Source organism: Psychrobacter sp. K31L (assembly GCF_017942195.1).
Classification (GTDB): Bacteria; Pseudomonadota; Gammaproteobacteria; order Pseudomonadales; family Moraxellaceae; genus Psychrobacter; species Psychrobacter glaciei.
The window spans coordinates 90,054-105,015 of record NZ_JAGKSC010000007.1; the positions used below are offsets into that span (position 1 = coordinate 90,054).

Sequence of the window (14,962 nt, forward strand, 5' to 3'; positions counted from 1 at the left end):
TCTCCTTATTTCACTTCTGGCTGTTGATTGGCTGCCGCATCAATGACATCGACACCAACCGCCTGCGCGATTTTTTGATCAAATTCAGGACGGAAATATTTAATCGCACTCATCAGTGGTTCCATCGCGCCCGGTGCATGCGCACAGAATGTTTTACCAATCCATAAGTCACGCGTCAGGCCTTCTAGTTTTTCGACATCGCCCACTTGCCCTTCACCATCATTGATAGCGGTAAGCAGTTTAACGCCCCACGGCAGACCATCGCGGCATGGTGTACACCAACCGCAGGATTCACGCTGAAAGAAAATCTCGAGATTACGTAATAGCGGCACCATATCTTGCGCTTCGTCGACGACCATAATCAGCCCCGTACCCATACGGCTACCCGCTTCTTGAATGGTGTCAAAGTCTACAACCACATCTAAATGATCAGCCGTCAAAAAGTCAGTCGATGCGCCGCCCGGCAACCATGCTTTAAGCTTTTTGCCGTCTTTCATACCACCCGCCAAATCTTCGATGATTTCACGAGCGGTATAACCAAATGGTAGCTCCCACAAACCGGGGTCATTGACCAAGCCTGAACAACCAAACAGTTTCGTGCCTGGCGTTTTACTTTTGCCTTTAACGTCAGACAACGACTGATACCATTCGACGCCATGATTTAGAATCGCAGGCATATTGCACAAGGTCTCAACGTTGTTGACAACCGTTGGTCTGCCCCATGCACCAGAGATTTGCGGGAAAGGTGGTTTGGTACGTGGATTAGCACGGCGACCTTCCAAGCAGTTAATCAATGCGGTTTCTTCACCACATATATAGCGCCCAGCGCCAGTATGTACATGCAGATTAAAGCTAAAATCTGAGCCAAGAATGTTATCGCCCATTAGATTATTGGCCAAGCATTCTTCGATAGCAGTAACCAAGCGCTGAGCAGCTAAAATGTACTCACCGCGGATAAAGATATAACCGTCAGTTGCACCGATAGCATGCGCAGTAATCAACATACCTTCGATAAGCTGAAGTGGTAGACGCTCCATCAGTAGACGGTCTTTAAAGGTGCCCGGCTCCATCTCATCAGCATTACAGATAAGATAGCGCGGCAAACCATCGGGCGGTGACATGAATGTCCACTTTAAACCAGCGTTAAAGCCCGCACCGCCGCGACCTCTGACGTTGGCAGCTTTAATCATATCACCGACTGCTTTGGGTGATTTAGATAAGGCTTCTTTTAAACCAGTGAAGCCTTTTAGAGATTCATAAGTGGATAAATCAAGCACGGCATCATGATGCGCCAAACGCCAAGTCAAAGGCTTGGTTTCGCTGGTAGCTGTCTCTTTATCACCATAGATTGGAACACGCTGTGCATTTAGCTGGCTTGGCGCTTGGCCTTGACCGCGACGAGCAATTTGCTCTGAAATCGTTAAACTCATGCGTATAGCTCCAATAATTGCGCGACCTCGGAGGGCTGGACAGGGCCATAAGTGTCTTCGTCTATCAGCACCGCAGGCCCTTTATCACAGTTACCTAAGCAGCAAATCGGTAATAGCGTAAAACGACCATCAGTGGTCGTCTGACCATACTCAATGTTTAGTTGCGATCTGATTTCAGCCGATAACACCTCATAACCTGTCAAATAACAAGCCACTGAATCACAAATAAGAATCACGTGGCGACCGACAGGCTGACGATAGATACGGTTGAAAAACGTGGCAACGCCGTCCATATCTGACATCGGAATATCTAAGATATTAGCGATGGCATTCACTTGCGCATCATCGACCCAGCCGTTGCGCTTTTGCACGATTTTCAGCGCATCTAGCGAGGCGGCACGCGCCTGTGGGTAATGATGCATAAACTCATGAATGGCAGCAATTTCCTCAGCAGTGAGGATACTTGCCACATCTACTTTTGGCATTTTGTCGGAAACAATTTTCATAATCTTCTATCTTTCCTCACTCATCACGCTTTATCACACTACATTGACTGTCTAAACACTGACTATCATTGCACTGAAATATTACAGCATTTTGGTGTGCCATTTGGCAGTAATATATTGATTAACTTATCTTTTTTCAAAACTATAATTCTTTGAGCAAAGCACTATTCTTAGATTAAAGCACTAGCGATCACAATCCGCCATCACAATATCAATCGATGCCAAATACATAATGGCATCAGAGACGAGCGAACCATTAATGACTGATGGCATCTGCTGCAAATGCGCAAATGTCGGTGTACGAATACGGGTGCGATAGCTCATCGTCGCCTTATCTGAGGTAATGTAATAACTGTTGAGACCTTTAGTCGCTTCTACAATCGTCGTACACTCACCCGCTGGCATCACAGGACCCCAAGATACGGAGATAAAGTGATTAATCAAGGTCTCAATATCGTTTAGCGTACGGTCTTTTGGTGGTGGCACGGCTAATGGGTGGTCTGCCTTGTATGGACCTTGTGGCATGTTATCCATACATTGACGGATGATGCGTAACGACTGGCGCATCTCTTCAACTTTTACCATACAGCGATCATAAGCATCGCCGTTGTAGCCAACTGGTATCTCAAAGTCGTAGTTTTCATAGCCCATATAGGGACGTGCTTTGCGTAGATCAAAATCCACACCAGTGGCACGTAGACCAGCGCCAGTGACGCCCCAAGCCAATGCTTGCTTGGCATTATATTGTGCAACACCTTGAGTACGGCCTTTGAGCACACTGTTTTGTAATGCCGCTTTGACATACTCGTCCAAGCGTTTTGGCATCCAATCTAGGAACTCACGCACCAGACGCTGCCAGCCACGTGGCAAATCAGCAGCAGTACCGCCAATACGGAACCAAGCGGGATGCATACGATAGCCAGTCACCGCTTCAATGACGTCATAGGCTTTTTGGCGATCGGTAAACATATAGAATACAGGGGTCATACCACCCGCATCCTGAATGAAAGTACCGACGAATAGCAAGTTATTGGTAATACGGAAAAACTCACTCATCATCACGCGGATGGTTTCAGCGCGCGGTGGAATCGTAATCCCAGCAAGCTTTTCGACCGACATAATGTACGGTAGCTCGTTCATCACACCGCCGAGATAATCAATACGGTCGGTATAAGGAATGTATGAGTGCCACGTTTGACGCTCCGCCATTTTTTCTGCGCCGCGATGGTGATAGCCGATATCAGGGATACAATCGACGACTTCTTCACCATCCAGCTGTAGTACTAAACGGAAGGCACCGTGAGCAGAGGGATGGTTAGGACCGATGTTTAAGAACATAAAGTCTTCATCACGACCTGAACGCTTCATGCCCCATTCTTCTGGGACGAAACGCAGGTTTTCTTGCTCGTATTGCTGCTTAGCCGTATTTAAGAAATACGGGGTAAATTCAGTCGCTCGCGCATGATACTCTTTGCGCAGTGGGTGACCTTCCCAATATTTTGGCAATAAGATACGGGTCAAATGAGGATGTCCCGTAAAGACAATACCGAACATATCCCATACTTCACGCTCGTACCAGTTGGCATTTGGCCAAATCTGCGTAGCGCTCGGTACATTGACGTCGTCTTCGCTCAGCGCGACCTTGATACGGACATCACTGTTACGCTCAAACGACATCAAGTGATAAAACACCGTAAAGTCACTGTCAGGCATGCCTTGGCGATGTTGGCGCAAGCGCTCATCTATCGCTGACAAGTCAAATAGCATGACGTAAGGCTTAGGCAATTTACGTAGGAATAAGAGAATATCCAGCAAATCAGCACGCGCTACCCAAACCGTTGGAATATCATCAACAGTGTGCTGCACCACGAACTTACCGGCATATTTATGCTCCAGCTCTTTGATAACGGCTGGAACAGGCTTAATCTTAGGATCTATGTTTTCGACTACCGTGACCATGAATGATGTATTCCTTCATTAATCATAACTGATTCATCATAACTACACTGTGATGAGCGTATAAAACGTTGAGGTTGTTACTGTGAATCTAAATACTATCTAGAATCTAAATACTGTCTGGACTACGCAAGTTTTTGACCGCGATACGATCGGCTTGCTTACGGTCACGCTCAGGGGTCATTTGTGGCTTGTAGATACCCTGCTCATTGACATGAATGCCCAGCGGACGACGCTCTTTGGTAATAGACTCTTGTAGTAGCATCAAGCCTTGAATCAGCGCTTCTGGACGCGGCGGGCAACCTGGTACATAGACATCGACAGGGATGATTTTATCCACGCCTTGCACGACCGAATAGATATCATACATGCCGCCTGAGTTGGCACAAGCCCCCATCGAGATGACCCATTTTGGCTCAAGCATTTGCTCATAAAGACGCTGAATAACGGGTGCCATTTTGACAAAGCAAGTACCAGCGACGATCATCACATCTGCCTGACGCGGTGAGGCGCGAATAACTTCTGCCCCAAAGCGTGACAAATCATGAACCGCCGTCAGAGTAGTGGCATATTCGACATAACAGCAAGAGGTACCAAAGTTAAATGGCCACAGTGAGTGCTTGCGCCCCCAGTTTGCAGTCGAGTGAACGAGGTCTTCTAGGCGACCCATAAAGACGTTTTTATTGACTTCGTCTTCGATAGGATCGTTGACCGTTTGACTGGTCTGTGCAGGATAGACATCTGCATCAGGGTTGGCTTTTGTTAATGTGTATTTCATAACATACAACCTTTATATTAGGCTCAGCAGGGCAATCATCTTGCCAGCACTAGCGCCATAACTTCTATTATTAATAAGTGGCTAATCATCAACGATCATCAATATAAACAAACGTTTTTATATCTGGCTGCTCATCTTTTTTACGAACGCTATAAGCTAAGATCAACAGCTGGCATTAACGCCCCGCTTTGTCTGGCTGTGCAGACGTCGCAAAGTCCACAGAAGTAACGTTACCCGTGGTATTAATATGATCGATGTTCTGTAAATGACGGCGATTGGTCTCAATATTGTTAGAGACGTTAATCTGTCCTGAAGACTGCGCTGGTATCTTACCCGTCGGGTCGACCATCAGCTCATCGACACCATCAAACTTAGTGATATCCGCCCAATTAAAGGGCGCAGGCGCAGCATAGAGACGTGCTTTTTTACGCAGTTTGTCAGCAGGCGCCCAGTTTAGCGCCCCTAAACTTAAAGCGTATACCAGACCGATTAACAAATCAATGATGAAGGTTGCCGCCGCAATAAACCCAGCCCAGCCAGTTTCACGAACGGAGACCGCATAGGCGTATAAGTACAACGCCTCTAAGTCAAAGATGACGAAGAAGATGGCGACCAAGTAGAATTTGGCAGACAAACGAATACGGGCGTTGCCAGATCCGACAACACCCGCTTCAAATACTTCTTCTTTTTGTGAGCCCTGAGAGCGACCGCCAAGCAAGCGCGGAACGACCAGCATAAAAACAACTAGCCCAATAGCGGCTAAAATAAACGCAACTGCTGACCAATTAAAAGCAGACATGATAATACGTGCTCCTCACCCAATCGAGTGTCAAGCGCAGCGCAGATATACCCATTAAGGCAATTTTGCGACAGGCGTAACGCAGACGAAAACACAAAGTAACTGTCATCGAGTCACTCTTTATCAGTAATTCGATGATGATTATAGGTACTGTGCTGGTAATAACCAATTATCAAGCTTATTGACGACGGTGTCAGACGTGCCCAACTGTAGAATCCCGATACGCGCGCGGAGAAAGCTGGTCGCCTAACGCATCTTCTAACAACGTAAGATCAACGTATTAAATCAATATCATATTTGATGTTTTATTTAATTGATTTAATAGCTCATTACACGTGGTCAATAGTGACGTGACAACTGGCATAAATTATTTACGTACTATACGCATATCATGGTTCAAAAGCTAGTTTTTAACTGCATTGGACGGTCACTTTATAAGCAAAAAAAACATATTTTTTTATCTATAAATTATGATATAGACGTTACCTTATATTAACACCAAATCCTTACTTTTTATTGCCAACCGTCATCAGTAGCGTTGCTGCTAAATATTGCATGCTTTATCATGCCATTGTCATCAGCCAACTCCTTACCCAAAGTTATGGTTTTTGCTTTATAATAACCCAGCCAATTTTAATGGCACATTTTCAATAAACAGCACACCCTATTACTTTAATTGCCTGATTAATTTGATTAAAAATATCGCCACGATATCGACTTTAATCATACACGCCGCGTTCGTTTAGCCACGATACTATCAGCTCTACCCTCTTTTTTGCTTTTGTCTTACAGGTCACGTTATGAGTCAACTTAATCCCAAACAACAAGAAGCGATGCTCTACGTATCTGGTCCATTACTCGTACTAGCAGGTGCCGGATCCGGTAAGACCTCAGTGATTACGCGTAAGATTGCCTACCTGATCGAAGAATGCAACATGCCAGCTGAGCGCATCACGGCGGTGACCTTTACCAATAAAGCGGCACGTGAGATGAAAGCGCGGGTGAGCAAGCTGCTACCAAGTGAAAAAATGCGCGGACTGACCGTGTCAACTTTTCACCAGTTTGGCTTGCAGTTTTTGCGCTATGAGCTGATTCATACGCCGCTAAAAGGCAACTTCTCCATCATGGACAGCGACGATAGTAAGCGTTTGCTGATGGAGCTGATGATGCGTGATAACTTAAGCGGGGCTGAAAGTCGCGAGCTGGTTGGTAAAGCCATTAAAATGATTTCTGATTGGAAAAACGATCTGATTGAACCTGACAAGGCGATGGAAACCTTAGACGATCCAGAAGATATGATTTTTGCGACCTTGTATGCGCTTTATGAGCGTAATTTGCGCGCTTATAATGCGGTCGATTTCGATGATTTGATTGTATTACCGACCAAAATACTGCGTGAAAACAGAGAGCTGCGTGATAAATGGCAAAATCGCATTCGCTATCTATTGGTCGATGAGTATCAAGACACCAATACTGCGCAGTATGAAATGATTAAATATCTGGTCGGACCGCAAGGGCGCTTTACCGTCGTGGGTGACGATGACCAATCTATCTATGCATGGCGTGGTGCTAAGCCTGAAAATATGGCGCTGCTCAAAGAAGACTTTCCGAAACTAAAAATCGTCATGCTAGAGCAAAACTATCGTTCGACCACGCGTATTTTGACCTCTGCTAACGCCGTTATTATGAATAACGAGCATTTATTCGAAAAGAAACTGTGGTCAGACAAAGGTCAAGGCGAAAAAATCCGCATTATCAACTGTCGTAATGATGACGACGAATCCGAGCGCGTGGCAAAAGAGATCGTCACTCACAAATTACGCTTTGGTAATGAGTGGGAGCAGTACGCGGTTCTTTATCGCAGTAACTTTCAGGCGCGCATGTTGGAAGCGCAATTGCGTCAGTTGCAAGTGCCTTATAAGTTGTCCGGCGGTCAGTCCTTCTTTGCGCGTAGTGAAATCAAAGACATCATGGGCTATCTGCGTCTGATTTTGAACCCCGAAGACGACAGCGCGTTTTTGCGTATTATCAATACGCCTAAGCGCGGTATGGGACCTGCGACCCTCGAAAAGCTTGGTTTATTTTCGCAAGAGCATAGCATCTCATTATTGGCCTCTTGCACGCACGCTGGTCTTGCTCACGTATTGCCATCGAAGGCTTATGGCACGATAAAAGAGTTTGGTGAATTCATCGAGCATTATACCCGCGAGTTGGATCAACATCCTGACCCCGTGCCAATCGTGCGCCAGATGATTGATGAGACCGGTTATATTGACTTTGTCCGTAGCGATGCCAAAACGCCACAACAAGAAAAGAACCGTATCGATAATATTGATATGCTTTATACCAGTATTCAATCTTTGATCAATCGTGCTGAAGAAGATGAAGATCGGACGATTGATACCATTATCCGTAAGCTAGTGTTGCTCGATATGCTTGAGCAACAGCAAGAAGAAGAGAACACTAATAAAGTTAACTTGATGACTTTGCATGCCGCAAAAGGTCTGGAGTTTGATTTTGTTTACATCATGGGGCTTGAGGAAGAAATGCTGCCGCATCGCAACTCTATCATGAGCGAGACGGTCGAAGAAGAGCGCCGTCTGATGTACGTAGGCATTACCCGTGCACGCCGTGAGCTGACACTGACGCTCGCGACCCAGCGCCGTGCTGGCGGACAAATGCGCGTCACCTCAGAATCAAGATTTTTGGATGAGCTGCCTGAGGATCATATTGATTGGCCTGCCAAAGCGAAAAAGAAAAAGGCGACCAAAGACCCAGAAGCCGTCGCTGACGAATATTTGGCCAATATTCGAGCGTTACTGGGTAAGCGCTAATCTCAGCATTAGCACTATTGATGGCTGCAAAGCAATATTAGGGCGTGTCATCAATTAGCACATTAAACAAAGTTAACGCTGTAATCATTTACAGAGACTTTGACGATATCATTTCTATCTTCTAAAAATATTGGAACCCTTATGCCTACCCAGACGCCCAATCAGGAACGCCCCTCTATGCTATCAGGAGATTATAATCCGGCGGAATATAGCGCCGAATATAAACTGCTGTACTTGCAGGGTTTGGTTGCTGATAAAGCTTATGAGGCGATTACTGAGTTTTTAGAGAAGCAGTCGGAATATGAAATTGCCAACCTACTCGAGTCTTTTCCCACTCAAAACCGTCTACTAATCTGGGAGCAAGTACCAGAGAACATTAAAGGTGAAGTGCTTGCAGAACTAGAGTACGATACGCGCCAGCCATTGATGGAGAATATCTCTTCTCAAGAAATCTCGTTATTTACCCAAGACCTTGACGCCCAAGACATCTCAGAAATTTTGGACACCGTTACTGAGAGCGTGCGTACCTCAGTCATGGCAACGCTGGATGAAGAGACTCGTGTCCAAGTTAATAAACTGGATACTTATGCCGACTGGGAAGTAGGTAGTTACATGGATCCTGACATTATCCAGATAAGAGATGACATCCACCTTTCTGATGTACAGCACTGGCTACGCGAAAACGACGACTTGCTTGATGACCAAAGCCAAGAGCTACTGGTCGTCGATCAAAGCCAGCAATTACTTGGACTGCTGAGTCTGGTCGATTTGATTAAGCATGAGCAAAACACGTTGGTGTCAGCGCTGATTGATACAGCCATTACGATCAATGATCGTTTAGACATTCAAGATGCCGCTGCGATTTTTCGTTCAGAAGACATTCGTTTCGCGCCTGTGATTAACAGTTATGGCGAATTGGTCGGTCAGTTAAATGGCGAAGATATCATGGAAATTATCCAAGATGATGTCGATAGCACCATGAAAAACCTCGCTGGTGTCAGTCAAGATGAAGAGTTGTTTGCACCTATCCTAACCAGTGCCAAAAGCCGTAGTGTCTGGCTGGGCATCAACTTGTGTACCGCGCTTTTGGCGGCAGCGGTGATTGGACAGTTTGAGGAAGTATTGGCACAAGTCGTGGCACTGGCAATCCTCATGCCAGTAGTCGCCAGTATGGGCGGTATCGCTGGCTCACAGACACTCACGGTTGTCATCCGTGGTATGGCAATGGGTCAAATTGGTGGTTCTAACCGTGTCTGGCTCCTAAACAAAGAACTGTGGGTTGGTGCGATAAACGGTATCATTTGGGCGATAATCATGGCATTTATTGCCCAATTATGGTTTGATGATATCAAAATCAGCGCCGTGATTGGCTTTGCGATTGCGATTAACATGACCGCCGCTAATGTTTCAGGTATTAGTATACCGCTGATGCTAAAGCGGATGAATATCGACCCTGCGCTATCTGCTTCTGTTATTTTGACCACAGTAACCGATATCGTCGGCTTTATGTCATTCTTGGGCTTGGCGAGTGTGCTGATACTTTAATCGAATATTAAGTGACTGAATCAATAATTACCCAGTCAACATATAGAAATGCTATTTACATAGAGATCTTGTTACATAGAAATCTTGAATAACTTTTGTTCAAAATCACAATTTAAAAACCATCAAATCGTTAAGTGAGTGCGTTATGCAAGCTGTACAAGTAAAAGTGTTAAATCCTAAAATCGTTGAAGATAAAGCGTTTTCCTTACCGACTCGTGCCACCGATGGCAGTGCTGGTATCGACTTACGTGCTTGCATTGATGAGCCTTTGACCATTAAAGCAGGCGCAACGCATTTGATCGGTACTGGTCTCGCTGTTTATATTCAAGACCCCAACTATGCTGGTATGATTTTGCCGCGCTCAGGGCTTGGGCATAAGCACGGTATCGTCTTGGGTAACTTGGTCGGATTAATTGATGCGGACTATCAAGGTGAGCTGATGGTTAGTATTTGGAATCGCAGTGGAGACGACTTTGTGCTCAATCCAGCAGAACGTATGGCGCAATATATCGTGGTGCCTGTTGTCCGTCCTGAGTTTGAAGTTGTCGCAGAATTCAGTGATGAAAGCGTACGCGGTGCTGGCGGGTTTGGACATTCGGGTCGTCACTAAGACGATTAATCTGTATAGATAATCACCGTATAGATAATCACTGGCTAGCCATTTTGCATGTATCACGACAATATCAACCACGACGATAAGGAGAGTAAAGCCATGCCGTTTTTTGCGACGCAGCAATCCTTATTTCGTGCTTACGATATTCGCGGCGACGAGCAGTACTTTACTCCTGATTTTATACAGGCTTTGGGCGCCGCATTTGTGCGACTTTATAAAAACCATAATGCGAAACAACGTAGCAAACCTATTTCTAATAGCCCCATTTCTAGTAGCCCCATTTCTAGTAGCCCCATTTCTAGTAGCCCCATTGCTAACAGCAACGTTAAACCGCATCATAAGCCGAAAGAAACCACGGTCATCATCGGCTATGATGTGCGCTGTGGTAGTGACAGTATGGCTCAGTCGTTGGCATCGATCCTACAAAAGCAAGGCCTCCAAGTGATTAACTTAGGGTTAATTACGACACCGATGATGGCATTTTGGACCGAGCAATACGCTGGACATGGCATCATGGTCACCGCCAGTCATTCTGCAAAAGGCATCTTAGGTCTCAAATGGCTGGTCGGCAATACTTCTCCTAGTGCTAAAGATATTCAGATGCTCTATCAAGATTTGATAGCGTTTGATACCAACCAACACCACAATCAGATCGACAGTAATAGTGACAGCCTTAAGCTTCCAAGTACTAGCCAAAGTAATGACAAACAGGCAACTTCAGTGCTATCGGTCATTGGCTTGCCGACTGACACTGTGGCAACGCCTTATATTGATGCCATTGCCGAGGTATTTGTCAGTATTTATCCCAAGCAAAACCTATCGGCTAGTAACAAACGAACCTTTAAAAAGCTTGATCTCACCATCGTTATTGACTGTATGCATGGGGCCACTAGCAGGATTGCCCTGCCCTTATTTACCACTTTCTGCCAGCGCGTCATCATCATCAATGACACCCCTGATGGTAACTTCCCCATGGGTAACCCTGACCCTACTGAGCCGAATCGATTGGCAGAGTTGCAACAAAATGTCATCGTTAATACTGCTGATATTGGTCTAGCATTCGACGGTGATGGCGATAGACTGATGATCGTCGACAACAGTGGTAAAATAGTCATGCCCGATCATTTGCTGTATTTGCTCGCCTCAGTCGCCATGAGCGAGCGTCCAGAGACATGGCAAACTCATACCTCGTCCCCGCAAGTGCTGTTCGATATTAAATGCTCACACCATCTGCCTATTCTCTTAAGCGATTTGGGAGCGACTCCGATCCTGAGTAAAACTGGCAGTAGTTTAATGCGTCAACAGCTACAGGCCGATGACAGTCAAATCTTATTCGCAGGCGAACTGTCTGGGCACTTTATTTTTAACGATGGTTATTTTACTGCTCATGATGATGCGATGTATGCAGGCTTGCGCCTACTACATTGGTTGGCCTATACAGCGACGCATCGTGACAAATCATCGGCTGCTGTTGGTTTATGGGGTGAGCCGATTGAGCAGTCACGCCCTATTCGCTTGACTGATATTACCCATCAATTACCGATGTTGGTCAGTACAGCAGATCATTATTTACCTTTACCCAGTAGAGCGCCTTTGCAGTGCCCAATCGTGCAGCAATTGGCAGAATTTTGTTGTTATTTGCAGTGTTTGGTTGCCGCACCTTCTGACGACCTCGACAGCACACTGACTGCGGCTTATGTCTCATCACAATGCACTTGTGTATCATCGAGCGTCAAGCAAACAACGTTAGCACAAGCAAAGCAGTTATTACCAAGCGGCACGCAGCTGACCTGTATTGACGGCGTGCGCTTAGATTTTGCTCATGGTTTTGGTGTATTACGCCAATCAAACACCAGTCATCATTTGACCGTGCGCTTTGCTGGTGACAGCCTTACAGATTTAAAAGACATACAAGCCCGCTTCGTCGCGCTGTGTCGCCCATTTGATAAACACTTGGCAGAGCAGATTGCAGCACTTCTCTCTGAATAGCTCTTTGAGCTGACTTTGATTGAATTAACTTTTTTCATTATCATCATTGCCTAGCCGCTGACATAAAATCTCGCTACCAATCCTTGTATAAATTGTTTTTTATCATTATAAAGACCAGCATATCTGAGAATAATTAAGGCGCGTTGAACATTCGACCATGGCACTGACAGAGACTATTTTTTAGACAGTTCGACGTTAAAACAGTAAGTTTAGTCATTCTAAGCGTCTATTTTTAACCATGAAATGGCAAAAAATAGACCTGTCTCTTCGAGCTGATGCGAAAACTGTCCTATGCTGCGTTGTAAACCTAGTTAAGGCATGAGCATTACCGTCGTTTTACGCCTTGTCTAGAACAGTTTTCGCAATCAGCAGTGCCTATTTGTGAATGTTCAACACGCCCTAAGATAAGCCTGTCTAACGATAGTCAGCCGTAATAAACCAACTTTTTAAACCCATCTCTTTTAGAACTAAATTTTAGGAGCTTGTCATGACGCTTAATTTGGATGAAGCCAAAAATACCGCTGAAGTATTAACCACAGCACTGCCTTATATCCAGCGCTTTGTGGATAAGCTCATTGTGGTTAAATACGGTGGTAACGCCATGACCGATCCTGAGCTTGAGAGTTCATTTGCTCGTGATATCGTCTTGCTAAAAACCGTTGGTATACACCCTGTCGTCGTACATGGCGGTGGTCCACAGGTAGACAATCTACTAAAAGAGCTCGGTCGCCAGTCCAACCGTATCGATGGTATGCGAGTGACTGACAAAAGTACCATGGATATCGTCGAGATGGTATTGGGCGGTAGCGTCAATAAATCTATCGTCAGCTTAATCAATAAACACGGTGGCCGCGCGATTGGTCTGACGGGTAAAGATGCCAACTTAATCTTAGCCAAAAAACTAATGATGGAAAAAATTGGCGCAGATGGTATCGCTGTGCCCATCGATTTAGGGTTTGTCGGTGATGTTGTCAGCGTCAATAAAGACGTGATTAATATGCTAATTGCTTCTGATTTCATTCCTGTGATTGCGCCACTTGGGGTCGACAGCGAAGGTAATACCTATAATATCAATGCCGATTTGGTCGCGGGTAAAGTTGCTGAATTTTTACAAGCGGAAAAGCTTATGCTATTGACCAATATCAAAGGGGTACTGGGTCGTGACGGTGAAGTCGTCACCGGGCTAACGCCAAAGAAAGTGGACAGCTTGATTGAAGACGGCACTATCTCAGGTGGTATGATTCCGAAAATTCAATGTGCGCTCAATGCGGTGCGCAGTGGTGTAAAAAGTGCGGTTATCGTTGATGGTCGTGTGCCTCATGCGACGCTGTTAGAGATTTTCACCAACGAAGGTGTCGGCACGCTGATTAGTCGTGAGATAGATTCTACGGTGATCTAACAAGCAACTAACCAAATCAGATATATGAAAAACGAAGCCCGAACCTAGACAATGCTAAGTTCGGGCTTTATTGATTGGATGGTATCAAATCATAGTCAAACAAGTTTAATAAGCGCAGAACTCTACGGCGCTATGACTACTATTGCCGTATACTTTCATATGGTGATTGCCTTTACGCTCGGTAAAATAAGAAGTGCTATCTTCGTAACGGTCACCATCGAGGCGACCATTTGGCCCTGTGACATAAGCAACATTGATACGATCATCACCCACATTGCGAATGACCAGATTTTGATCTGGTATGAGCCACAAGCGAAACACTTTACCATTTTTAATATTACCGGTAAAACTGCCGCAATAGCTGTTATCTGCAAAGGTAATTTTGGTAGACGAGTCAGCTGCTTGCACACTTGTAACCATTAAAGGGCTCACCGCCAACGCTGCCATTAACAATAAATTTTTCATAATCTTATCCTTGACTATTACAAACGAACAAACTTAATTCTACTAATAAGTAGCATAGTTTATAATTTGCCAAAGTGATAGCTTTTTATTGAAAATTTGCCTCAAATTCAGTGGCATCAAAGCCGCATAGCAGTATTTGCTGAGCTTGATTTTTATCGTCGATCTGACCTTCTACAATTGGACGTTTAATCATACTAGTATTTTCGACAAGTAAATCAATAGCATTATTTACATTATCATCAGCAGCTTGCTTTTGCTCATCAGTTAGTTTGCGCCATGTGGTGCCGCGCTTGTTGAGCACTTTATCAATACCTAACTCTTTTACCCAGTGCTCTACACTCTCTCTATCGATGCCCTGCTTTTTATAATCATGAAAATCATAACCTACATTCAGCTCATCAAGCTTAGTAAAAGCTTTTTTCATCGTGCTACAAGATTTGATACCGTAAATGGTGATGGTCATATAAGCTCCAAGTCAATTATCATTATTGTCTTTATTATACCTAACACTACCGAGCATGAGAGCGGAAACTTAGCCATCGTTAGTTTTTAAAACATCAAACATATCGAGCAAGCGCACCATCATATCGTCGCAATTTTTGCCAAATTACGCTATGCTATGGCATTGTGAAATTTCACCCAATTTAT

The 14,962-nt window shown here is 44.9% G+C and carries 12 protein-coding genes; 5 read left to right on the forward strand and 7 right to left on the reverse strand.

All coding sequences use genetic code 11. The annotated features are described in order from the left end of the window. Window positions 1–5 precede the first annotated feature (5 nt). The 5 genes from nuoF to ndhC all read right to left on the reverse strand — a co-directional run bounded on the left by nuoF (window position 6) and on the right by ndhC (window position 5,469). Window positions 6–1,430, reverse strand: coding sequence for an NADH-quinone oxidoreductase subunit NuoF (gene nuoF / locus J5X94_RS11455; protein ID WP_201593098.1), 1,425 nt, complete (start codon window positions 1,428–1,430; stop codon window positions 6–8). Further along, a complete protein-coding gene (gene nuoE, locus J5X94_RS11460) occupies window positions 1,427–1,936 on the reverse strand; it encodes an NADH-quinone oxidoreductase subunit NuoE (RefSeq protein WP_194620359.1) in 510 nt (169 codons plus the stop codon). Before nuoE ends, nuoF begins: the two co-directional genes overlap by 4 nt. A gap of 183 nt (window positions 1,937–2,119) precedes the next feature. Next, complete coding sequence (gene nuoC, locus J5X94_RS11465; RefSeq protein ID WP_210541346.1) at window positions 2,120–3,895, reverse strand: NADH-quinone oxidoreductase subunit C/D; 1,776 nt, start codon at window positions 3,893–3,895, stop codon at window positions 2,120–2,122. A 106-nt stretch (window positions 3,896–4,001) separates the two neighbouring features. Next, a complete protein-coding gene (locus tag J5X94_RS11470; RefSeq protein ID WP_010198893.1) occupies window positions 4,002–4,670 on the reverse strand; it encodes a NuoB/complex I 20 kDa subunit family protein in 669 nt (222 codons plus the stop codon). Window positions 4,671–4,845: 175 nt separating this feature from the next. Next, window positions 4,846–5,469 (reverse strand): NADH-quinone oxidoreductase subunit A, encoded by a 624-nt coding sequence (gene ndhC / locus J5X94_RS11475; RefSeq protein WP_010198891.1) that lies wholly within the window; start codon window positions 5,467–5,469, stop codon window positions 4,846–4,848. Window positions 5,470–6,269: 800 nt separating this feature from the next. Between ndhC and J5X94_RS11480 the strand changes: the two genes are divergently transcribed. The 5 genes from J5X94_RS11480 to argB all read left to right on the forward strand — a co-directional run bounded on the left by J5X94_RS11480 (window position 6,270) and on the right by argB (window position 13,849). Then, a complete protein-coding gene (locus J5X94_RS11480) occupies window positions 6,270–8,303 on the forward strand; it encodes a UvrD-helicase domain-containing protein (protein ID WP_194620361.1) in 2,034 nt (677 codons plus the stop codon). Window positions 8,304–8,444: 141 nt separating this feature from the next. Next, on the forward strand, window positions 8,445–9,848 hold the full coding sequence (gene mgtE / locus J5X94_RS11485) for a magnesium transporter (RefSeq protein WP_228293244.1): 1,404 nt from the start codon (window positions 8,445–8,447) through the stop codon (window positions 9,846–9,848). Between the two features lie 145 nt (window positions 9,849–9,993). Further along, a complete protein-coding gene (gene dut, locus J5X94_RS11490; RefSeq protein WP_010198884.1) occupies window positions 9,994–10,458 on the forward strand; it encodes a dUTP diphosphatase in 465 nt (154 codons plus the stop codon). A 102-nt stretch (window positions 10,459–10,560) separates the two neighbouring features. Beyond that, the gene (locus tag J5X94_RS11495) at window positions 10,561–12,450 is read left to right on the forward strand and encodes a phosphomannomutase (protein ID WP_210541347.1); all 1,890 of its coding nucleotides are present in this window, start codon (window positions 10,561–10,563) and stop codon (window positions 12,448–12,450) included. A gap of 487 nt (window positions 12,451–12,937) precedes the next feature. Beyond that, window positions 12,938–13,849 (forward strand): acetylglutamate kinase, encoded by a 912-nt coding sequence (argB, locus tag J5X94_RS11500; protein ID WP_189586436.1) that lies wholly within the window; start codon window positions 12,938–12,940, stop codon window positions 13,847–13,849. Window positions 13,850–13,954: 105 nt separating this feature from the next. On the opposite strand, the gene J5X94_RS11505 is transcribed toward argB, so the two are convergent. Both J5X94_RS11505 and J5X94_RS11510 read right to left on the reverse strand, forming a co-directional pair. Next, the gene (locus J5X94_RS11505; RefSeq protein ID WP_210541348.1) at window positions 13,955–14,314 is read right to left on the reverse strand and encodes a hypothetical protein; all 360 of its coding nucleotides are present in this window, start codon (window positions 14,312–14,314) and stop codon (window positions 13,955–13,957) included. Between the two features lie 85 nt (window positions 14,315–14,399). Beyond that, window positions 14,400–14,777, reverse strand: a complete 378-nt coding sequence (locus J5X94_RS11510) for a Spx/MgsR family RNA polymerase-binding regulatory protein (RefSeq protein ID WP_210541349.1) — start codon at window positions 14,775–14,777, stop codon at window positions 14,400–14,402. Window positions 14,778–14,962 lie beyond the last annotated feature (185 nt).